Origin of the sequence: Paenibacillus pasadenensis (genome assembly GCF_002864175.1) — a bacterium.
In the GTDB taxonomy this organism is placed as follows: Bacteria; Bacillota; Bacilli; order Paenibacillales; family Paenibacillaceae; genus Paenibacillus_O; species Paenibacillus_O pasadenensis.
In genome coordinates, this window is sequence record NZ_NFEZ01000001.1 from 260,255 (window position 1) to 280,218 (window position 19,964).

A 19,964-nucleotide genomic window follows, 5' to 3' on the forward strand; every position below is an offset into this window, starting at 1 on the left:
GGTTTTGGACGGCGGTGCTGGTCCTGGCGCTGCTGGGATCGGCGCAGGCCCATGCCGCATCGGATGCTCCTTACTTCACGTACACCAGCGACAGCGACGGCTATACGATCCGGACGCAGGACGCCTATACGCCCGGGCAGCAGATCGGCCAGATCAACGGACAGCGGCTCGACACGCCGGAGCATGTGTTCGTGGACAGCCAGGACTATGTCTATGTCACCGACAGCGTGCTGAACAAAGTCTTCATCCTGGACAGCAAGCTCCGCTTCTACAAGGAGCTGGCCAGCGACAAGTTTTCCGGAGTCAAAAGCACCTTCGTGACGGAAGCCTCCATCTATGCGGTGGACGCCAAGGCGCAGAAGATCCTTGTCTTCGACAAAGAGTCGCTTGCGCTGACCGCCGAGATCGGCAAGCCCGATTCGCCGATCTTCGCGGAAGGCTACGAGTTCAGCCCGACGAATGTCGCGGTCGACGTCAGGGGCAACATCTATGTCCGAAGCGCGGGATCGACGTACGGCCTCATCCTGCTCAACCGCGAGGGCGAGTTCATTACGTTTTTCGGCGCCAATCCGCTGAAGGTGCCGCTGATGGACCAGCTGCGGTCCGCTTTTCTGACCAAGACTCAGAAGGATAAGCTGGCCAAGGCGCTCCCGGACGTGCCGAGCAATATCGCCATCGACAAGAAGGGGTTCCTCTACACGGTCACTTCCTCCGTCGAGACGAATCCGATCAAGAAATTCAACGTCTCGGGCAAGAACTACTTCCCGGATGATATCGTCGGCATGTTCTCGATGGAGAGCGTATGGATCGGGCGCCATAATACCGTCTTCTCCGTCAGCTCGGACGGGTGGATCTTCGAATATGACGCGAATGGAAACCTGCTGTTCATGTTCGGCGGCAAGGATTTCAACTCCAGCCGGCTGGGCCTGCTGAATCGGCCCGTCAGCATCGCGTCCAATTCGGCCGACGAGCTGCTCGTGGTCGACCAGGGCACGAAGATGATCCAGACGTACCGGCCGTCGGAGTTCTCCCATATCGTCCATCAGGCGATGGATGCCTATCAGGACGGGGACTACGCCGAGAGCCGGAAGCAATGGCAGCATACGCTCCACTACAACTCCACCTTCGACAAGGCCCATATCGGCCTGGGCGAGGCTTATCTCCGCAGCGGCGAGGCCGACCTGGCTTACCGGGAGTTCGAGGAGGTCGGCTACAAGCCGGGCCTGTCGGAATCATTCTGGGAAATCCGCCAGATCTGGCTGCGGGACCATCTGGGCCTTGTGTTCGGCATCCTGCTGGGCTTGATGGCGCTGCGCTACGCGCACAAGTGGGCGAACCGGACCTACGGCTATGCCGCTCGGGCCAAAGAACGGCTGAAGGCCGCGTCTCGAAGGAAGTTCCTTCACGATTTCCTGCTGATCTTCCGGATCCTCAAGCATCCTCTCGATTCGCTCTACGAGATCAAATATGAGAACAGAGGCTCCCGGCTGTCGGCTACGCTGATCTATGCGCTGATCTTCGTCCTGCTCATCGCGCACCATGAGTTTGCGAGCCGCCTTTTTGTCGACAAGCAAGGCTACTTCCTCCATCAGCTGTGGATCATCCTTGGATTCGCCGTGCTGTGGGTCGTCTCCAATTACCTGGTCTGCTCGATCAGCGACGGGGAAGGGAGCTTCAGGGAGGTGTACATCGCGACGGCATACGCGCTGAGCCCGCTGATCGTCATCCTGCCGCCGCTCATCCTGGCCAGCAATGGATTCACGCTGGAGCAGTCGATCTTCTATGAGCTGCCGATTCAGGCGATGACGCTATGGATCGCGTTCCTGATGTTCTTCATGATCAAGGACATCCACAGCTATGAAGTGGGCGAGACGGTCGGCGTCGTCTTCAAGAGCGCCTTTACGATGCTCATTGTCGGATTGTTCCTGTTCGTGCTGTATTCACTGGGCAGCCAGCTGCTCGGGTTCGGGCAAGATGTCATTACGGAGGCGGGCAAAAGATGGTGAAGAAATGGTGGGGCTTGGCGATCGTCATCCTGATTGCGGCGGCTCTCTTCGCGACTCATCGGCTTGGAGACCACCAGAGCGTCAAGTATGGCATAGCTGCAGCCCAAAGCAGCCACAAGGCTATCGCAGTGAACGACGGGCAAGGCTGCATCGGTCCCGCCAAGGAGGCTGCCGGGAACGCCGCTGCAGCGGTTCCCGCCTCCTTCCGGAAGGCGGCTGAGAACAGCCAGCTGGCGCTCTATGTGGAAGAAGAGACCGCGGCCGTCGCGGTCAAGGACAAGTGCAGCGGGGAAACCTGGTTTTCCTATGATGTCGGGATGGATCAGGGAGGAGCCAAGTACAGCGCCGAGATCGCGGGGTATATGAAGTCCGGCGTCTCGATCATGACGTACAACAAGTTCACGGCCGGCCGGCGCACCCTTCTGGGAGACCGCGCCAAAATGACGTTCGAGTACAGGGAGGACGGCTTCAAGGCCGCGATCGACTTCGCCAAGGCGAAGATCAGGTTCGACCTTGTCGTCTCGCTGCAGAAAGGGGATCTGCTGGTCGACATCCCCCGCAGCAGCATCGAAGAGTACAATCCCAAGCTCGGCAAGCCGGGGAACAACGACGTCCGGCTGAGCGAGATCATTCCCTACCCGTTCTTCGGGAGCGTCGCGCACAGGGAGAACGGCTATATCGTCTTGCCGGACGGAGCGGGAGCGCTGGTGAGGCTGAGCGAGAAGCCGAGCTATGCGACCGGCTATTCCGCTCCCGTCTACGGACCGGATCCCGGCTATGAAGATACGCCGGAGTTCAACTCGCGCAGGACGGTCGTCAAGCCTCTCGAGCGGGTGACGCTGCCGATCTTCGGCATGGTCCACGAGGCCGGACGTTCGGGCGTGCTCGTCATCGCGGAGGGCGGCACCGGGTATGCGACCTACAATTACGTGTCTCGGGACTTGCAGACCAATCTGTATCAATCCTATTTCTCTTACACGTACCGCACCCAGTATGCCCAGGTGCAGAGCCGGACGAACACGGACCAGTCGATCCTCAGCTTCCAGAAGGATCCGAATCCGTTCGACCTGACGCAGCGCTATGTCTTCCTGAGCGGCAAGCAAGCCGATTATGTCGGAGTAGCCAAAGGATTCCGCGAATTCCTGCTCCAGACGGACGGTTTGCCGAAGCGGATGCAGGAAGTCAAAGAGCGGATGCCGATGAAGATTGATTTCGTGAACAACGAAATCAAGATGGGAACGCTCGGCGTCGAGAATGTGCCCGTCACGACCTATGGACAGGCGCAGGAGCTTGTCAAGCAGCTGAAGGAGAAAGGCTACGGGGACCTGGATGTATCGTTCAAGACCTTCGTCAAGAAGGAACGGGCTTATCGGTTCGGCGTATTGAGCCAGCTAGGCGGCGAAGGGGCGTTCAGGGAAGCGATGGATTACTTTTCTTCCAACGGCGTGAAGTTCAGCTCCTATGCCGATTATGCGAGATCCTGGCATGATCCCACCTCCTATACGGCCAGCAAGCTGAACCGGCAGGATATGAACGTGGTCAACGAGAACAAGGCGCTTTACAACTACTTGAACAATCCGAAATTCTATCCCGTGCTGGCCGAGCAGGATGCGGGGCCGCTGAAGAAGGAGTCTGTCGGAGCGCTGGCCTTGGACGGATTCGGCTCCAGCGCGTTCACCCATTATGATCACGGGACGATCGGCTACGCTCACGAAGGGATGGCCTATGCGGAAAAGGCGCTGAAGGAGCTGAACGAGAGCGGGATCACGACGGGCCTGTATCGGCCGGATGCCTACCTGTACAAGTACATCAGCGCTTACTACGATACGCCGATCGCCTCGTCCAACCTGATCTTCATCGATGCGACCATTCCGTTGGTGCCGCTTGTCCTGAGCGGATATACGGAGATGTACTCTCCTTATATGAACTTCTCTTCCAACGATGCCGAGTCGATCCTGAAGCTGATTGAATTCGGAACGTATCCTTCCTTCGTGCTGACCGGCGAATCCACCTACCGGATCAAGCGGACGGCGTCCAACGATTTCTTCGTGTCGCAGCTGGGCGTGCTGGAGGATCGGATCGACGCCTATCATGCGGCAGTGGGCGAGGCGCTGGACCAAGTCCTGGGCAGGGAGATGGTCAACCATACGATCGTCGACGACGGGATCGTCCTGGTCGAGTACGACAACGGCCTGAAAATCCTGATCAACCACACGGATGCGGACTACAAGTACGGCAACGCAGGGATCAAATCAAAAGGATTCGTGATTCTATGAAACTAAACATGAGGACCAAGAAAAGCCTGACGGGAATCTTGTTCATCAGTCCATGGATTGTCGGTTTTCTTGCCTTCGTCCTTTATCCGCTGTACAGGACGATCTCCATGAGCTTCTACAAAGTCTCCTTCGGATCGAAATCAGGCTGGCGGTATGCCTGGGTCGGAACGGAGAACTACAAGCGGATCCTTTTCGAAGAGCCGGATTTTGTCGTGGAAGTGCAGACGTATTTCGTCGAGACGCTGCTGTACGTGCCGGTCATCATCGCCTTGTCGATCATCATCGCCATGCTGCTCAACCAGAAGATCCGGGGCAAGGCCTTCTTCCGGCTGCTGTTCTTCCTGCCGATCATCATCCTGAGCGGAAAATTGATGGAGAACATGAGCACGTACGGAGGCATGTCCATCACGGCCAATGGCTTCATGCTCGAGACGCTTCGGACCCTCATCCCGTCCCGGGAGATCCTGCTGCTGATCGTCGACCTGTTCGAGCTGATCCTGCAGCTGCTGTGGTACAGCGCCGTTCCGATCCTGATCTTCCTAGCGGCGCTGCAAAAAATCAGCAAGGACTTGTACGAGGCCGCCTCGATCGACGGGGCGTCTCCGTGGACGTCCTTCTGGAAGATCACCTTGCCTACCATCTACTCCTTGGTCAGCGTATGCGTGATCTATCTGGTCGTCTTCCTCGCGAACTTCGACCTGAACCCGATCAACAAGATCATCATGGAGGCCAAGTTCGACGGATCCAGGCGGGAAGGATACGCCTCCGCCCTGTCCTTGCTGTATGCCTTCGTCCAGATCGCGCTCATCCTGATCCTGTATTATGCGACCCGCAACCGAAATTCGAAAGAGGGCGGCTCTAATGGCACGTATGCAAGGTGAACTCAACCGGTCAGGACAGATGAAGCGGCTTCTCGGGACATACGTCCCTGCCCTGAAGAAATTCCTGTTCGGCATGCAGATCAGCGACGGATTCCTCCACAAGGCCGTGACCTATCTCGTCCTGATCGTCTTCGGCTTCGTGTTTCTGTATCCGCTGCTTTATATGGCGTCGGCCAGCCTCATGTCCAACATGGATCTGGTCGACAGCACGGTGAAGTGGCTGCCCACCCAGTGGTATGCGTTCAACTACGAGATGACCTGGAAGGCGCTGAAGCTGCCGGGGTCGTTCCTGACGACCGGCCTGCTGGCGGGAGCCTCGACCGTCAGCGTGATCGTTTCCTCCGCCTTGATCGGATATGGATTGGCGCGCTTCTCCTTCCGGGGAAAGAGCCTGGTCCTCATGCTGCTTCTGTTCACCTACATCGTTCCGAAAACGCTGTTCTTCATTCCTCGCTTCCAGATTTTCCTGGAGCTTGGCCTGAAAGGCAACCTCGGAGCGCTCGTCGTGCCGGCCTTGACCGGACAAGGCGAGCAGGCGGCTCTGTTCATCCTGATCTTCTTCCAGTTCTTCAAGATGATCCCGAACGCGCTGGAGGAGGCGGCCTTCATCGATGGCGCAGGCGCATTCCGGACGTTCTGGAGAATCGCGATTCCGATGGCGGGCCCGGCCTTCATCATCGTCGGCGTGTATGCCTTTTCCATCTACTGGAACGAGACGTTCCTGACGTCGTTCTACCTGGACGGGAAGATCCGGACGGTTCCGATGCTGCTGGGGGATCTCCAGAACTCCTACGGCGCGGCGGTCAAGGCCAGCCAGGGCGGCGACTTCAATCAGAACCCGAATCTGAACTTCACGGAGGCGAAAGCTTTCGCCGGGACGCTCGTCTCCATCCTTCCTCTCGTCCTTCTGTATCTGATCGTTCAACGATGGTTCGTAGAAAGCATCGACAAGACCGGCATTACCGGAGAGTAAGGTCAAGCAAAAAGGGGCTGATTGCCGCAAGCCGTTTTGGATGGCTTGCGGTATCGGCCCCTTTGCATGCCTCGGGCGCAGGAGGGTTGCCTGATTCCCGAAAGAGATCCTCCGCCTGCAACGGCGAAGGATCTCTTTCGGGAGCTGCTAGCGGCGGCGCAAGATCGCCTCGGCCGCCGCCTTGGCGCTGGCCATGGCGGCGTCTGCCAGCCGTCCGTCCGCGCCGACCCAGTCGCCGGCGACGAACAGGCCGGACGCCTCGGGCACCGACGGGCCGGGCGCGGGGCCGGCGCCGTGGCGGCAGGCCGGGCGCGAGTCATGGGCGACGAGGACGCCGGGAGTGAAGCGCATGGCGGCGATTTCCTTGTCCCAGCCCGGCTCCAGCAGGTCCAGAAGCTCGGTCAGCCGGCTTTCGTCGGCCTTCGCGTCGGAGCCGCCGTCCGTCCCGTTGTACTTCATCGCATGGAACACGGCGGACCCGTCGTCGCTGAGGGACACCGGTCCCGAATGCTTGGAGAAATACAGCGGCTCATCGAGCCCGAGGGCGAATACGCGCTCCGGGCAAGGGGGCCGCTTCAGCGCGATGTCCAGGCACGCCGCATAGAGGGGGCGTGCCTCCCCGCGCCACTTGCCGAGCGACATCCGCGCGCTGCCGGGCACCAGCCGGCAGGCTTCCTCGGGACCTGCCGCCATGAGGACGGCTGCCGCCTCCAGGGCAGACCCGTCGGCCAGCGAGACTCCGCGCACGCGGCCGTCCCGCAGCAGCACCCGCTCGGCCGCTCGGCCGGCCGCGAGGACGGCCCCGGCTTGAACGGCCGCCCCGCGCAGCCGCTCGACCGCCGCCTGCCAGCCGCGGTCGACGTAGCGGACGCCGAGGGCGGCCAGCTGTCCTTGACGGATGGCAAAGCCGGCGCTGAGCGCGCTCATGTCGCCGCTGTACGTCCATTGCCTGCACATGCCCTCGAACAGGAGCCGCACGCGCTCGTGACGGATCTTCTTCTGCGACCAGTCCCGCAGGCTCAGCGAGCCGACGGCATCCGTGTCGATCCCGCTCAGACCGCCCATGAGCCCGCTCCACTCCCCGCTTTCCTCCGCGGACAGGTCGCGGGAGACGTCGACGATCCGTCCCTGGAGGATCCCCAGCATGCCTGACTTCGCCGCATAGCCCCCTGGAGGCTCGCAATCCAGCTCGCGCAGGATGCGGAGCGCCGCTCCTCCCTCGTACATCGCGTGCGGACCCAGATTGAACAGCGCCCCGTTGATGCGGGTCGTCTCCGCCATTCCTCCGAGCCGCCGCTCTTTTTCCAGCAGGATCACCGATCGGCCCGCCCGGGCCAGATAGACGGCCGCCGTCAGCCCCGTCAGTCCTCCTCCGATGATGGCGGCGTCGTACGCTTGGATCGATTCCTTCATGCCGTTCACGCTCCTTCGCTTCGTGTGGGTGTCAGTGCTTACTGACATAAGGGGGATAAAAAAGGCTAGGGGGTCAAAGCCCTAGCGAACAGCCTCGCGCTCTCCTGCAGGAACGGCTCCAGCTCGAGCTGCGGATAGTTTCTTCCGGCCTCCAGATCGTTCGAGAAGGCGCCGAACTGAGCCATCATGAACGTGAACGCCTGCATCCGCGGATTTCCCGGAACGGCCTTTCCCTTTGCACCCATCTCGGTCAGATAGTGCGTCAGAATCTCCAGCAGCTGCAGCGGGTGCTGCCGGGTCCGCTCCTTGAACCCCGGCAGATGCGCCTCGTCCTTGATGCTGATCTCGATGAGCTTGCGGTTGCGGTTCATGATCGCGTGGTAGGTGCGGCAGACGGTGAGCAGATCGGCCTCCAGCTCCCAGGTCAGCTTCTCCTCGAAGAGCTTCTTCATCTCTTCGGCGTAATGGTGCCGGTCGAACGCGGCTTCGAGCAGGTTCTGCTTGCTCCCGAAGTGGCGGAACAGCGTCTTCTCGCTGAGGCCGGCCGCCGCGGCGATCTCCTGGGTCGTGACGCCGTTGTAGCCCTTCTCCGCGATCAGGTCGATCGCGGCCCGCAGGAGCTTGCCGCTGCTCTCCAGATGACGGTTGCTCACAGCTCGCTCTCCTCTTTTATCCCTGATAGATGTCAGTGGTTGCTGACATCAGGGTAAGGCGCACGGCCGGATCTGTCAAGGGCCAGCGGACGGCAGAGGAAAAAAAGATTGGGCGCCATGAAAAATAACGCGTTCCCGAGTTGTATTCCTAGTGAAAGGAGGTGCCGGCGGTGCACGATTCCGAAGCGTTCCACGAATCGCTGCGACGGGCGATCGGCGAGCATTCGCAGAGCCTGATCAAGGTCTCTTTCGCTTATTTGAAAAACACGGCGGATGCCGAGGAAGCGGCGCAGGACACGTTCCTCGCCTACCTGCAGAAGCGTCCCGTCTTCGAGAGCCGCGAGCATGAGAAGGCGTGGCTGATCCGCACGGCGATCAACAAAAGCAAGAACATGCTGAAGGCGGGCTGGTTCAAGAGCCGCCATCCCGTGCCCGAGGACCTGAGCTATCTTCCGAAGGAAGAGAGCGAGGTGCTGCAGGCCGTGCTGGCTCTGGACGGCAAGTACCGGCTCCCCATTCACCTGCATTATTACGAGGGCTACTCGATCCAGGAGATCGCGGCGATCCTGCAGGCGAAGCCCGCCACGGTCGGCACCTGGCTGGCGCGCGGGCGCATGATCCTGAAGCAGAAGATCGGAGGTCTGGACCATGAAGAAGTCTGTCTATAAGTCGGCGATGGACCGCGTCAAGACGAGCGAGGCCTTTCAGGAAGAGACATGCCGGAAGCTGACGGCGGCAGCGGCTACGGCCGAAGAAATCAAATCCAATCCCGCGAAGGAGAGAATGAATATGGAAGCAAGCAAAAAGAGAACGATCGCAGGCTGGAGCGTCGGCCTGGCCGCCTGCGCGGCCTTGTCGGCAAGCCTGTTCCTGATGAATCCGAGCGCGCCGGAGCCGGCTCCGAAGCCGCAGGCCTCGGCCGGCGTCGGCACGAAGCCCCCGGTCATGGGCAAGGTCGCCGTCAACATCGACGGCGTCATCACCGAGGTGAGCGCGGACGGCAAGAGCTTCAAGGTCGGAGACCTGTGGGTGTCGGTCACGGAGCAGACCCGCCTCGGCAGCCCGGAGCCGACGGCCGCAGAGCCGTCCGAGGAGCTGCTGCAGAAGGAGTTCAAGGTCGGAAACGTCGTCTCCGGCTACACCTCGCAGGATGTCGCCGGCGGCAAGGTGACGGCGGACGTCATCTACAACAACATGGCTCCGGCGAACTGAGCGGAGCCTGGCGCGCCAAGCGGAAAAAGACGGCGCCGGGAGCATCCCGGCGCCGTCTTTTTCCGCGTTCTCCGCGGGGCAGAGGCAGGCAGCCGCTGCCGGGCCGCGCGCGCCTCAGGCGAACTCGCGGAAGTCGCCGCTCAGCACCGCCGTCAGCATCCGGTAGAACCGTCCGTAGTCGGCCTCCAGGCACACCTCGGCGGTTGTCCGCTCGCCGCCGGTCCAGGCCGGCGTATTCTCCGGCGCGGGCCGGGTATCGACGGCGCTGAAGCCGCGGTTCGCCTCGCTCTGGCACTCGATGTCCACCTGGCAGCGCTGCGAGCGCAGCATCAGCTCCGGCTGGATCGCCATCGCCATCGTGATGGAGTCGGGATGCGTGACGCCGTCCAGCCCGTTCGCTTGGTTGAAGGCGAGCGCCTTGCGGTTGACCTGGCGGTAGAAGCGCGCTGTCGGCGTGTCGATCGCGTGCAGGCGCTGCAGGTCCTCGCCGCCGACGAGGGCGTTGCGGACGCAGATGTCCCAGCCGATCATGACGATCGGGAAGCCGGCCTGGAACACGATCCGGGCCGCTTCCGGATCGACGTAGAAGTTGAACTCCGCCGTCGCGGTGATGTTGCCCCGGAAGTGGCAGCTGCCGCCCATGACCCACACCTTCTTGACCTTATGGACGATGGAAGGGTCGAGCATGTACGCGACGGCGAGGTTCGTGAGCGGGCCGTGCGCGACGATCTCCAGCTCGCCGGGATGCTCGTTCAGCAGCCGGACGATCGCATGGGCGGCATGCTCGGTCTCGGCGCGATGCTCGGGCGGCGGAAAGTTCGACTCGCCCATGCCGTCCGCGCCGTGGACGTAGGCCGCCTGCATGAGCGGCCGCAGCAGCGGCCGGTCGCAGCCCTGGTAGACCGGCACCTGGCCGCCGCGGCCTGCCGCCTCGACCGTCGTCAGCGCATTGGCCGTGCAGGATTCGACGGGAATGTTGCCCATGACGGTGGTGATCGCCTCGATGCGCACGCCGGGCCAGAGCAGGCCCATCAGGAGCGACGTGACGTCGTCGCCGGCGGTGTCGGTGTCCACGATCAGTCGGAGATTCGAATGCATGGAGAGACCCTCCTTTGCTGGTTGTTTAATGCGCCGCTGACCCCAGGATAAGGAATCGGGCTGCCGCGGTTCAAGCCGAGCGGGACCCGGAAGAAGGGCTCCGCCTAGCGGCCCGTCTCCGGCTCCCCGCCCCGCAGCCTCGTCGAGAGGACGAAGCAGAGCAGCAGCACGACGCTCGCGAGCGCGTACGGCGTCGCGATATGGACGTCGAACAGCACGCCCGCGACGATCGGACCGGCGATGTTGCCGAGGCTCGTGAAGGCGGAGTTCAGTCCGGCTACGTAGCCCTGGTCGGCGCCGGCAAGCTTGGACATCTGCGTGCTGATGGCGGGCCGCAGGATGTCGATCGCGAGGAAGACGACGAACGTCACGGCGAAGATGAGCCAGAACGTGTGCACGAACAGCGTCAGCAGGATGAACGCGCCGGCGAACAGCAGGCAGGTCGAGATGACGCGCTTCTCGCCGAACCGGTTGAGGATCCAGCCGAAGGCGGTCACCTGCACGACGGCGCCGGCGATGGAGCCGAACGTGATGATGAACGCGATGTCCTTCGGCTCGAAGCCGAACCGGTGGTCGACGAACAGGCCGAACACCGTCTCGAAGTTGGCGAGGCCGAACGACAGCGTGAAGACGACGATGAGGCTGAAGAAATAAGGCTCGCGGTGGGACGTCAGCAGCTGGCCGGCGAGGCTGCTCCGGCGGCCGTAGGAGGCGTCCGGAAGCTGCGCCGCGTATGCGGCTGCGTCCGGCTGCGCCGGCTTCGACTCGCGCAGCACGAACAGCGTGAGCGCCGCGGCGATCAGGCCGGCGACGCCGGCCGCATAGAACGGCACGCGCAGGCCGAACTCGGCGATGTAGCCGCCGATGCCGGGCCCGATGATGAAGCCGGTCGTGATCGCGGCGTTGATGTAGCCCATCCCGGCCGCGCGCTCCTCCTTGGTCGTCACGTCCGCGGCGTAGGCCATGACCGCCGGCATGATGAGCGCGGCGCTGACGCCGCCGAGCAGGCGCGAGGCGAACAGCAGCCAAGGCTGCTCGGCGAAGCCGAACAGCGCTTCGGATACGGCGAAGACGGTCATGCCGATCACGATCAGCCGCTTGCGGCCGAACCGGTCGGAGAGCCGTCCCGCGAGCGGAGAGAACAGCAGCTGCGTCAGCGAGAAGGAAGCGACGAGCAGGCCGACGAGGCTGCCGGAGATGCCGAGCAGCTCCATGAATTTCGGCATGATCGGGATGACGAGGCCGATGCCGGTGAAGACGATAAACAGGTTGAGCATGAGGAGCAGGATCGCTCCGCGGTTGCGCAGTAGAAGCGTCATGATGATGGTACCCCCTGATGGATTGCGAAAATCCTGAATATTCGTTCTAGAATATGGCGAAAAAAAGCGCGGCTGTTACCGAGCCGCTCCGGCGATTCCGTACAGGAACGCATCCATTCCGGCCCGATAGGCCGCGAGAGCCTTTTCCCGCGTCATGCGCTTGGCATGCTGGCTGAGGCCGTAGAGCAGGCTGTCCAGCAGGAGAGCCGCCGTCTCCACGTCCTGGACCGCGAACTCTCCGCTGTCGACGCCCTTTTGCAGCAGCTGGCGGTTGAACGCCAGATAGCCTTCCACGATGCCGTGCATTCGCTCTTCGACGCCGCTCGTCTTGTCGGACAGGTTGAAAAACTCGTCGACCGCCTTGGCCAGCGGGTGGCTCCACTGGTCGAGCGCGAGATGCTCGGCCATGCCGTACAGCTTGTCGGCCGCCGTCTCGTAGCGGGCTTCCTCGGCGAGCCAGTTGTCTTCCCATTCGCGGTTCCACTCGTCGAGCAGATGGAGGATGAGCCCTTCCTTGCTCTTGAAATGGTAGTAGATGTTGCCGGCGCTGCAGCCGGTCGCCTGGACGATCTCGTCGATCGACGTCGCCTTGTAGCCCTTTTGCACGAACAACGTCCGTGCGGCGTCGGCGATCCGTTTTTTCGTCTGCTCCGTCTGCTGCTGCTTCTTGTTCAACTCGGCCTCACCCCGGTTTCCTAGCCTTGATCGTATCCTGAACGTATATTCAGTATTATAGCGAGGAATGCCGCCTTCCACAACCGCTTCCGCAGGGGGAACGGCTGGAAACGAAGCCGCTCGGCCTTCTGCCGCCGCTCTTGCCTATTCTCCCGTGCGAGCCTATACTTCATGCATCGAAGGGGGAACGGCAATGGGTTACGTGCTTGTGCTTCTGGCCACGCTGGCCTGGAGCTTCGTCGGCGTGCTGGTCAAGACCGCTTCGCCGATGCTGGACAGCTTCGCGATTTCGTTCGGCCGCTTTTTCTTCGGCGTGCTGTTTCTGGGAATCTATATGCTCGTGCGGGGCCGCGGGCTGCGGCTTCATCTGGCGCTCAAGTGGATCTGGATCGGCGGAGCGGCCAAAGCGGCCAACTACCTGTTCGAGAACGCCGCGATCACGCTCGGCTACTCGTACTCCAACATCCTGATCCCGCCGGTGCAGACGACGGCGATCCTGCTGTTCTCCGCCTGGCTGCTGCGCGAGCGCGTATCCGGCCGCGGCTGGACGGCCGCCGCGCTGCGCATGCTCGGCGTCGGCCTCATCGGCTGGAACGGCATGCCGCTGGAGCAGCTCGGCTCGGGCGGGCTGACGATGCTGCTGCTCGTGCTCGGAGGCACCGGGGCGGGGCTGCATGTCATCAGCCAGCGCCGCCTCGTCGGCGAGCTGGATTCCGGCAGCATGAACCTGTCGGCGTTCGCCGTCAGCGCGCTGCTGCTGGCGCCGTTGCCGCCGCTGCAGCCCGGCTGGGGCTTCGTCGGCGAGATGTCGCTCGCCGCATGGGCGGCGGTGCTCGCGCTCGGCCTCATTACCGGGCTCAGCTTCGTCTGGTTCGCGGAAGGGCTGAAGCGCGTGCCGCTCGCCGCGGCCGCGCTGCTCGGCAACGTGCAGGCGCTGTTCACGATGCTCTGGTCGGTGCTGTTCTTCGACGAGCCGATGACGATCTACGTCGGGATCGGGGCGGCCGTGTTCATCGGCGGCATCCTCTGGCTGCAGCTGCCGCTGTTCAGGCGGCCCGCCAAGCCGGCCTCCGCGCAGGCGTGAGCGGCGGGCGCGAGGAGCCGCTCGGCAGTCGGCCCCCCGCGGGCGACGCAGGCGAAGCTGGCCTGCGGGCCACACGGGCCTCGCGGGCCATACAGGCGACGCTGGCCTCGCTGGCCACACGGGCGACGCAGGCGATGCTGGCCTCGCACGGGCCACCCGGGCGACGCAGGCGATGCTGGCCTCGCACGGGCCACCCGGGCGACGCAGGCGACGCTGGCCTGCGGCTTCAAGCCGCCATCCAGAAGCGGATCAGGCCCAGCGCGGCGAATCCGAGCAGGATCGTCCCGCAGCCGATGCCGGTCATCGCGCTCGAGGCGACGTTCAGCTTTCGCGCCAGCGGGACAGCGGCCAGGGCGACGGCGATCATGAGCGCCGCGAGCAGGTACAGCGCGGCATCGTCGAAGACGCTTTTCAGGCTGATGAAATGGACGCCGACGACGAGCGTGATCCACGGCGCCACGAAGGACGGCTTTTTGGCCCGGTACAGAAGCCAGGAGCCGATGCCGGCCAGCGCCAGCTCCGCATAAAAAGCGATCAGGTAAGCGCGGAAAGCGTTCGTCTCGTTCAGCGCCGAGGGCGCGTCCCAGTTCGTGATGCTCAAGTAGACGCCGCCCAGGCAGACGAGCAGCGCCGCTCCTGCCGCGATCCCGAGTCCGGCCCGCCATGACTCGCGCGGCTTTTCCTGGGCCCAGCCGAACCAGCTCATGCTGAACAGGCCGAATACGGACGCGTACATCGCATAATCTCTTACATATTCCTCCATCGGACATCTTCCTCCTCGGCAATCGTTTTCGGATAGGTAAACCATACCTTTTTTTCCATAGGGGGCATAGTCCAGAAAAAGATTGTTCGTCCGCTAAACAAAGTTTAAGCTAAGGGGAGCTGTCCTTGCAGCGAGGCATGCGAACGAAGCAGTGCAGCTAAAACCCAACTAGAGGAGGCAGATCCGATCATGTCATCTGCTGGCAAGAAAGTGGTCGTGACCGGAGGAAGCGGCGTGCTGGGACGCTGGGTCGTCCGGCATTTCCTCGAGCAAGGCTATGAAGTGACGAATGTCGATACCCGCCACCCGGAGGAGCCGCTCTGCCCGACGCTCATCGTCGATCTGCAGGATCTCGGCCAGACTTACGGCGCGCTCGCCGGCGCAGACGCGGTCGTGCACCTGGCGGCGATCCCGAGAGCGGGCATGGTGCCGCCCGAGACGACGTTCCGCAACAACGTCATGTCCACCTACAACGTGCTGGAGGCCGCGGCGGGGCTCGGCATCCGCAAGGCCGTCGTCGCCTCGAGCGAGTCGAGCTACGGCATCTGCTTCGCCGTGCATCCGTTCGGCCCGCAGTATGTGCCGATGGACGAGGCGCATCCTCAGCTGCCGCAGGACAGTTACGGCCTGTCCAAGGTCGTCGGCGAGCTGACGGCCGATATGTTCCATCGGCGGACCGGCATGCAGGTCGTCTCGCTGCGGCTCGGCAACGTCATTCCGCCGGAGTGGTACGAGCAGTTCCCGTCCTGGATCGACAAGCCCGAGGAGCGGGAGCGCATCCTATGGAGCTACATCGACACGCGCGATGCCGCCGAGGCTTGCCGTCTGGCCGTCGAGGCGGAGGGGCTCGGCTCGGTCGCGCTGAACCTGGCGTCGGACGAGACGAGCATGGCGGTTCCGAGCCGCGAGCTGATGGCCGCGCGCTATCCCGAGGTGCAGGATTATCGCGCTCCGCTGGAAGGGCATGAGTCGCTGCTGAGCAGCGAAAAGGCGATGCGCCTGCTCGGCTGGCAGCCGAAGCGCCGCTGGCGGGAGCAGCTCGGCCTCTAGGCGAGCTGCACTGCGGGCGAGCGGCAGGACGATGCGGGACGGGCAAGGCGGACAAGGCAAGTCAGGTAAAGGTGGAACGAGGCGGACAGGGCAAGGCAGGTAGAGGCAGGGCGAGGCGGACAAGGCAAGGGCAGGTACAGCCAGGACGTACGAAGGTAGTCTGAACTCCTTCATCGCAGTCCGCCGTATGCAGCCATCCTCGCTTGCCCGGAACCGGTGAATCCAAGGCAGAAAACTGCCTTGGAGCCGGTCCGACGGCCGGAACCGGCGAATCCAAGGCAGAAAAGTGCCTTGGATCCGGCCCGTCGGCCGGAACCGGCGAATCCAAGGCAGAAAACTGCCTTGGATCCGGCCCGGACGGCCGGAACCGGTGGATCCAAGGCAGAAAACTGCCTTGGATGCGGCCCGTCGGCCGGAACCGGAAAATCCAAGGCAGAAAACTGCCTTGAATCCGTCCCGGCCGGCCGGAACCGGCAAATCCAAGGCAGAAATGTGCCTTGGACCCGGCCCGACCGGCCGGAACCGATGGATCCAAGGCAGAAAACTGCCTTGGATCCGGCCCGACGGCCGGAACCGGCGAATCCAAGGCAGAAAACTGCCTTGGATCCGGCCCGGACGGCCGGAACCGGTGGATCCAAGGCAGAAAAGTGCCTTGGATCCGGCCCGACCGGCCGGAACCGGCGAATCCAAGGCAGAAAACTGCCTTGGATCCGGCCCGTCGGCCGGAACCGGCGAATCCAAGGCAGAAAAGTGCCTTGGATCCGGCCCGACCGGCCGGAAACGCTGAACCCAAGGCAGAAATGTGCCTTGGATCCGGCCCGACGGCCGGAACCGGCAAATCCAAGGTAGAAATGTGCCTTGAATCCGTCCCAGCCAGCCGGAACCGATGGATTCAAGGCAGAAAACTGCCTTGAATCCGTCCCGTCCCGCCGGTTCCGGCGGTCCATCCGCCCATCGCCATCAACCGCAAAAAAGAGAAGGAGCCGAGCTTGCTCGGCTCCTTCTCTTTTTTGCGACTTGCCCGTCCGTCCGCGCCTTACAGCGTGAGCCCGCCGTCGGCGACGACAATCGAGCCGGTCATGTAGCTGGCGCGGTCCGAGGCCAGGAAGCAGGCCACCTCCGCGAGCTCGTCCGGCTGGGCGTAGCGGCCCATGCGCATGTTGCCGACTTCCTCCGGCACGTAGCCGCCGGACAGGAACGCCGCCTCGACGCCCTTCGTCAGCGCCGTCTCGACGCCGCCCGGGCAGATGGCGTTGACGCGAATGCCTTTTTTCACATATTCGATCGCCGCGCCCTTCGTCAAGCCAACGACCGCATGCTTGCTCGCGGAATAGGCCGACGCGCTATGCTCGCTCTTCACGCCCGCGGTGGAAGCCGTGTTCACGATCGAGCCGCCGCCCTGCTGCTCCATCACCTTCAGCACATACTTCATGCCGAGGAAGACGCCGCGCACGTTGACGCTCATGATGCGGTCGAACTCGCTCTCCTCGATGTCGGCGAGCCGGTTGAACTTCTGCACGATGCCGGCGTTGTTGAAAAAGACGTCGATCCGGCCGAAGGCGTCGACGGCCGCCTGCACATAGCGCTGCACGTCCTCGGCCTTGGAGACGTCGGCCTGGACGAAGATCGCCTCGCCGCCCTGCTCCTGGATCAGCCGGACCGTTTCCTGGCCTCCGGCCTCGTTGAAGTCGACGATGACGAGCTTGGCTCCGTAGCCGGCCATCTTCAGGCTCGTGGCGCGGCCGATGCCGCTGCCTCCGCCGGTGACGAGCGCGATTTTTTCGTTAAGCATATGGGATCATCCTTTCGGAGAGAGTGGGATCTGCTGCTCCTCCATTGTAGAGCGCTTACATCGGCGTTCCTTGTTCTTTTCTCCGATTTGTAGTACTTTTTTCACATCTTGAGATCGGCCGGCAGCCGAAGGGGGACGGACATGAACAAGCTGGAGCAGCTGAGGGAATTCGGAAGGCTTCTATACGACGCCCTGCAGGTGCCGGTCTTCATCGTCCATCCGGGGCGAAAAATCGAAGCGGAGCACGCCCCCGCCGCGCTCCGGACCAATCCGTTCTTCGCGGCCGTCCGCGACCAGGTCGCCGGCGCCGAATATGCGCTTGTGGCGGCCGACCAGCCGATCCGCTTCACGCGCTCGCGGCTGCAATACCTGTTCGTGAACGCGCTGGACGACGAGCGGCTCGCCGGCACGATCGTGCTCGGACCGTTCGCGCAGGAGCGGGATGCGGGCGACGGCCTGGACGAAGGACTGGCCGCGCTCCATGCCGGCAACCGGCGCCAGCTGCTCGAGCTGTACGAGGCGGTGCCGCTGCTGGAGTCGGAGCGGGCCGCCGCGATCGGCCTCATGGTCCACTTCGCGGTGCGCCGGACGCCGGTCGATCCGGCAGCCGGCCTGCTGGCCGAGGCTCCGCTGCAGGAGCCGGCCTCGGCGGAGAGGCGCGGCGCGGAGGCGGAGCTGTCGCGCAGCCGGCGCAGCGGGCTGCAGCATGCCAATCTGCCGCATGAGCGCGTCTTGCTGCACTACGTGCGCACCGGGGAAAAAGAACGGATGCGCGCGTTCGTCATGGAGTTCATCGTCGGCGAGGAGGAATTCGGCGTGCTCGCGCGCCGCAGCCGCCTGCGCAGCGAGAAGAACCTGATGATCACCGGCATCGCGCTCATCTGCCGGGCCGCCATCGAGGGCGGCCTGCCGGAGGAGACGGCTTTCACGCTCAGCGACTACTATATTCAGCAGCTCGAGGACCAGCCGTCGCTGCAGGAGGTCGGCGCGGTCATGACCAAGGCGCTGTTCGACTTCGTCGACCGGGTGGCGCAGGAGCGCCGCGGCCGCTTTTCTCCCGCCGTGCAGGACTGCCTCCATGAGATCGCCAGCGGGCTGTACGGAGAGCTGACGCTTCCCCGGCTCGCCGAGCGCGCCCACCTCAGCCCCAACTACCTGTCCGGCCTGTTCCGCCAGGAGGTCGGGCTGACGATCTCGGCCTACATCCAGCGCGAGCGGATCGAGGAGGCCAAGAAGCTGCTCTCGCTCACCGACTACCCGGTCGCGGACATCGCGGCGTGGCTGAGCTTTCACGATCAGAGCTACTTCATCAAGGTGTTCAAGAAATGGGAAGGCCAGACGCCCCGGGCGTACCGGCGCGCGGAGCGGCGTCCGGCGCGGAGGCTGCCGCAGGCTTGACGATCCCTCTGCCGAGTGGAACGATAAGGAGGAGATCGGCGCGGCCTAACCGTTAGGCTGCGCCGCCCGTGGGCGCTGGACCCATGCACGGATGCAGGGCTCGCGCGAAAAGAGCCGACGAGGGGGATGCGAGAATGGAACAGAAGATGCGGACGATGGCGCTGGAGGATGCGCCGCTGATCCGAGCGCATGGGAGGACAGGGCCGTCGCGCTCGCCGCTCGCGCTGTTCTGGACGGGCAGCGGCATCGAGCTGGTCGTGACGGGGACGGAGCTGTGGCTGGAGGTCGAGGCTTCGTTCGGACCGTATGAGCCATGGTTCAGCCTGCTGGTGAACGGGACTCCGGTCAGCCGCCAGATGGCTCAGGAGGGCCGACGCTGGGTGCCGGTGTTCCGCGGGATGGACCCGCGGACGGCCAAGCGCGTGCGTTTCGTCAAGGAAACGCAGGCAATGAGCGGAGATCCGGCCTGCGCGCTGCTGCTCCACGGCCTGCGCACGGACGGGGAGCTGCTGCCGGTGCCGGAGCGGGCGCGCCGGATCGAGTTCGTCGGGGACAGCATTACTTCCGGCGAAGGAGCGGTCGGGGCGCAGGCGGAAGAGGACTGGATCCCGATGTGGTTCAGCGCGCTCGACAGCTACGGCTGGCGGACGGCCGAGGCGCTGGACGCCGACTGCCGCATCCTGTCGCAGAGCGGCTGGGGGGTGCTCAGCGGCTGGGACAATGATCCGCGCTCGCGGATGCCGGCGGTGTACGAGCAGACATGCGGCCTGCTCGGCGGCGAGCGCAACGCGGCGCTCGGCGCGCTGGAGCCGCATGACTTCGGCTCCTGGCAGCCGGATGCGGTCGTCGTCAATCTCGGCACGAACGACAGCGGCGCGTTCCGCTCGCCGCAGTGGACCTGCGCGGAGACGGGGCAGACGTTCAAGCAGCGGCTGAAGGACGACGGCAGCTTTCACGAGGAGGATTTGCAGGCGTTCGAGGCGGCGGCTGAGCAATTCCTCGGACGGCTGCGCGCCTGCAATCCGCAGGCGTGGATCGTCTGGGCGTACGGCATGCTCGGCATCGAGATGATGCCGAGCCTCTATCGCGCCGTCGACGCCCATGCGAGGCGCACCGGCGACCGCCGCGTCGCCGTGTTCCAGCTGCCGGCGATGACGGCCCGCACGCAGGGCGCCCGCCAGCATCCCGGCGCCGAGGCGCATCGGCAGGCGGCGGAGGCGCTGGCGGAGCATTTGCGGGGGCTGCTGCACGAACGTTGACAGCCGACGGCCGAGCCCCGCGAGCTGCTGGCTGACCGCATGCCGCCGCAATTGGTCGGCGAGCTCTTTGCCGCCAGGGGCAAGGCGGCGGCGCTAGCTTTCGCCAGGCCTC

17 protein-coding genes are annotated in these 19,964 nt (G+C 63.6%); 10 read left to right on the forward strand and 7 right to left on the reverse strand.

Features of this window, described 5'->3' with window-relative positions; translation table 11 throughout:
* Nucleotides 1-14 precede the first annotated feature (14 nt).
* The 4 genes from B8V81_RS01250 to B8V81_RS01265 all read left to right on the forward strand — a co-directional run bounded on the left by B8V81_RS01250 (nt 15) and on the right by B8V81_RS01265 (nt 6,136).
* Complete coding sequence (locus B8V81_RS01250) at nt 15-2,006, forward strand: YIP1 family protein (RefSeq protein WP_146000431.1); 1,992 nt, start codon at nt 15-17, stop codon at nt 2,004-2,006.
* Entirely contained in the window at nt 2,000-4,282 is a 2,283-nt protein-coding gene (locus B8V81_RS01255) for a DUF5696 domain-containing protein (RefSeq protein WP_101807506.1), read from the forward strand. The genes B8V81_RS01250 and B8V81_RS01255 overlap by 7 nt, the downstream gene beginning before the upstream one ends.
* A 107-nt stretch (nt 4,283-4,389) precedes the next feature.
* Nucleotides 4,390-5,163 (forward strand): carbohydrate ABC transporter permease, encoded by a 774-nt coding sequence (locus B8V81_RS01260; RefSeq protein WP_244912691.1) that lies wholly within the window; start codon nt 4,390-4,392, stop codon nt 5,161-5,163.
* Complete coding sequence (locus B8V81_RS01265; RefSeq protein ID WP_244912692.1) at nt 5,144-6,136, forward strand: carbohydrate ABC transporter permease; 993 nt, start codon at nt 5,144-5,146, stop codon at nt 6,134-6,136. Before B8V81_RS01260 ends, B8V81_RS01265 begins: the two co-directional genes overlap by 20 nt.
* A 147-nt stretch (nt 6,137-6,283) precedes the next feature.
* On the opposite strand, the gene B8V81_RS01270 is transcribed toward B8V81_RS01265, so the two are convergent.
* Both B8V81_RS01270 and B8V81_RS01275 read right to left on the reverse strand, forming a co-directional pair.
* Entirely contained in the window at nt 6,284-7,549 is a 1,266-nt protein-coding gene (locus tag B8V81_RS01270) for a phytoene desaturase family protein (protein WP_101807509.1), read from the reverse strand.
* A gap of 65 nt (nt 7,550-7,614) precedes the next feature.
* On the reverse strand, nt 7,615-8,202 hold the full coding sequence (locus B8V81_RS01275; protein ID WP_101807510.1) for a TetR/AcrR family transcriptional regulator: 588 nt from the start codon (nt 8,200-8,202) through the stop codon (nt 7,615-7,617).
* 170 nt (nt 8,203-8,372) lie between these two features.
* Here B8V81_RS01275 and B8V81_RS01280 point away from each other — a divergent pair, with 170 nt between their 5' ends.
* A complete protein-coding gene (locus B8V81_RS01280) occupies nt 8,373-8,870 on the forward strand; it encodes an RNA polymerase sigma factor (RefSeq protein WP_101807511.1) in 498 nt (165 codons plus the stop codon).
* Nucleotides 8,851-9,414 carry a hypothetical protein gene (locus B8V81_RS01285; protein ID WP_146000432.1) on the forward strand — a complete coding sequence of 188 codons (564 nt, stop codon included), beginning with the start codon at nt 8,851-8,853 and terminating at the stop codon, nt 9,412-9,414. Before B8V81_RS01280 ends, B8V81_RS01285 begins: the two co-directional genes overlap by 20 nt.
* Nucleotides 9,415-9,528: 114 nt before the next feature.
* Here B8V81_RS01285 and B8V81_RS01290 read toward each other — a convergent pair whose 3' ends face one another.
* From B8V81_RS01290 to B8V81_RS01300, 3 genes are all read right to left on the reverse strand, one after another.
* Nucleotides 9,529-10,512, reverse strand: coding sequence for a nucleoside hydrolase (locus tag B8V81_RS01290; RefSeq protein WP_101807513.1), 984 nt, complete (start codon nt 10,510-10,512; stop codon nt 9,529-9,531).
* Nucleotides 10,513-10,616: 104 nt separating this feature from the next.
* Nucleotides 10,617-11,831 carry an MFS transporter gene (locus tag B8V81_RS01295; RefSeq protein ID WP_101807514.1) on the reverse strand — a complete coding sequence of 405 codons (1,215 nt, stop codon included), beginning with the start codon at nt 11,829-11,831 and terminating at the stop codon, nt 10,617-10,619.
* Between the two features lie 75 nt (nt 11,832-11,906).
* Nucleotides 11,907-12,506, reverse strand: coding sequence for a TetR/AcrR family transcriptional regulator (locus B8V81_RS01300; RefSeq protein ID WP_028600176.1), 600 nt, complete (start codon nt 12,504-12,506; stop codon nt 11,907-11,909).
* Between the two features lie 193 nt (nt 12,507-12,699).
* Here B8V81_RS01300 and B8V81_RS01305 point away from each other — a divergent pair, with 193 nt between their 5' ends.
* Nucleotides 12,700-13,590 (forward strand): DMT family transporter, encoded by an 891-nt coding sequence (locus tag B8V81_RS01305; protein WP_101807515.1) that lies wholly within the window; start codon nt 12,700-12,702, stop codon nt 13,588-13,590.
* Nucleotides 13,591-13,816: 226 nt separating this feature from the next.
* Here B8V81_RS01305 and B8V81_RS01310 read toward each other — a convergent pair whose 3' ends face one another.
* Entirely contained in the window at nt 13,817-14,353 is a 537-nt protein-coding gene (locus tag B8V81_RS01310; protein ID WP_101807516.1) for a hypothetical protein, read from the reverse strand.
* A 189-nt stretch (nt 14,354-14,542) separates the two neighbouring features.
* Between B8V81_RS01310 and B8V81_RS01315 the strand changes: the two genes are divergently transcribed.
* The gene (locus tag B8V81_RS01315) at nt 14,543-15,403 is read left to right on the forward strand and encodes an NAD-dependent epimerase/dehydratase family protein (protein WP_101807517.1); all 861 of its coding nucleotides are present in this window, start codon (nt 14,543-14,545) and stop codon (nt 15,401-15,403) included.
* 1,036 nt (nt 15,404-16,439) lie between these two features.
* Here the strand turns inward: B8V81_RS01315 and B8V81_RS01320 are convergent.
* Nucleotides 16,440-17,195 (reverse strand): SDR family NAD(P)-dependent oxidoreductase, encoded by a 756-nt coding sequence (locus B8V81_RS01320; protein WP_028600178.1) that lies wholly within the window; start codon nt 17,193-17,195, stop codon nt 16,440-16,442.
* A 141-nt stretch (nt 17,196-17,336) separates the two neighbouring features.
* Here B8V81_RS01320 and B8V81_RS01325 point away from each other — a divergent pair, with 141 nt between their 5' ends.
* Both B8V81_RS01325 and B8V81_RS01330 read left to right on the forward strand, forming a co-directional pair.
* Nucleotides 17,337-18,593, forward strand: coding sequence for a helix-turn-helix domain-containing protein (locus B8V81_RS01325; RefSeq protein ID WP_052333518.1), 1,257 nt, complete (start codon nt 17,337-17,339; stop codon nt 18,591-18,593).
* Between the two features lie 134 nt (nt 18,594-18,727).
* A complete protein-coding gene (locus B8V81_RS01330) occupies nt 18,728-19,852 on the forward strand; it encodes an SGNH/GDSL hydrolase family protein (protein ID WP_052333519.1) in 1,125 nt (374 codons plus the stop codon).
* The last annotated feature ends 112 nt before the right edge of the window (nt 19,853-19,964 follow it).

Coding starts and splice junctions, on each gene's coding strand:
- B8V81_RS01255 (WP_101807506.1), top strand. CDS start 2,000: ATGGTGAAGAAATGGTGGGGCTTGGCGATCGTCATCCTGATTGCGGCG.
- B8V81_RS01260 (WP_244912691.1), top strand. CDS start 4,390: ATGAGCTTCTACAAAGTCTCCTTCGGATCGAAATCAGGCTGGCGGTAT.
- B8V81_RS01265 (WP_244912692.1), top strand. CDS start 5,144: ATGGCACGTATGCAAGGTGAACTCAACCGGTCAGGACAGATGAAGCGG.
- B8V81_RS01270 (WP_101807509.1), bottom strand. CDS start 7,549: ATGAAGGAATCGATCCAAGCGTACGACGCCGCCATCATCGGAGGAGGA.
- B8V81_RS01285 (WP_146000432.1), top strand. CDS start 8,851: ATGAAGAAGTCTGTCTATAAGTCGGCGATGGACCGCGTCAAGACGAGC.
- B8V81_RS01290 (WP_101807513.1), bottom strand. CDS start 10,512: ATGCATTCGAATCTCCGACTGATCGTGGACACCGACACCGCCGGCGAC.
- B8V81_RS01295 (WP_101807514.1), bottom strand. CDS start 11,831: ATGACGCTTCTACTGCGCAACCGCGGAGCGATCCTGCTCCTCATGCTC.
- B8V81_RS01305 (WP_101807515.1), top strand. CDS start 12,700: ATGGGTTACGTGCTTGTGCTTCTGGCCACGCTGGCCTGGAGCTTCGTC.
- B8V81_RS01310 (WP_101807516.1), bottom strand. CDS start 14,353: ATGGAGGAATATGTAAGAGATTATGCGATGTACGCGTCCGTATTCGGC.
- B8V81_RS01315 (WP_101807517.1), top strand. CDS start 14,543: ATGTCATCTGCTGGCAAGAAAGTGGTCGTGACCGGAGGAAGCGGCGTG.
- B8V81_RS01320 (WP_028600178.1), bottom strand. CDS start 17,195: ATGCTTAACGAAAAAATCGCGCTCGTCACCGGCGGAGGCAGCGGCATC.
- B8V81_RS01325 (WP_052333518.1), top strand. CDS start 17,337: ATGAACAAGCTGGAGCAGCTGAGGGAATTCGGAAGGCTTCTATACGAC.
- B8V81_RS01330 (WP_052333519.1), top strand. CDS start 18,728: ATGGAACAGAAGATGCGGACGATGGCGCTGGAGGATGCGCCGCTGATC.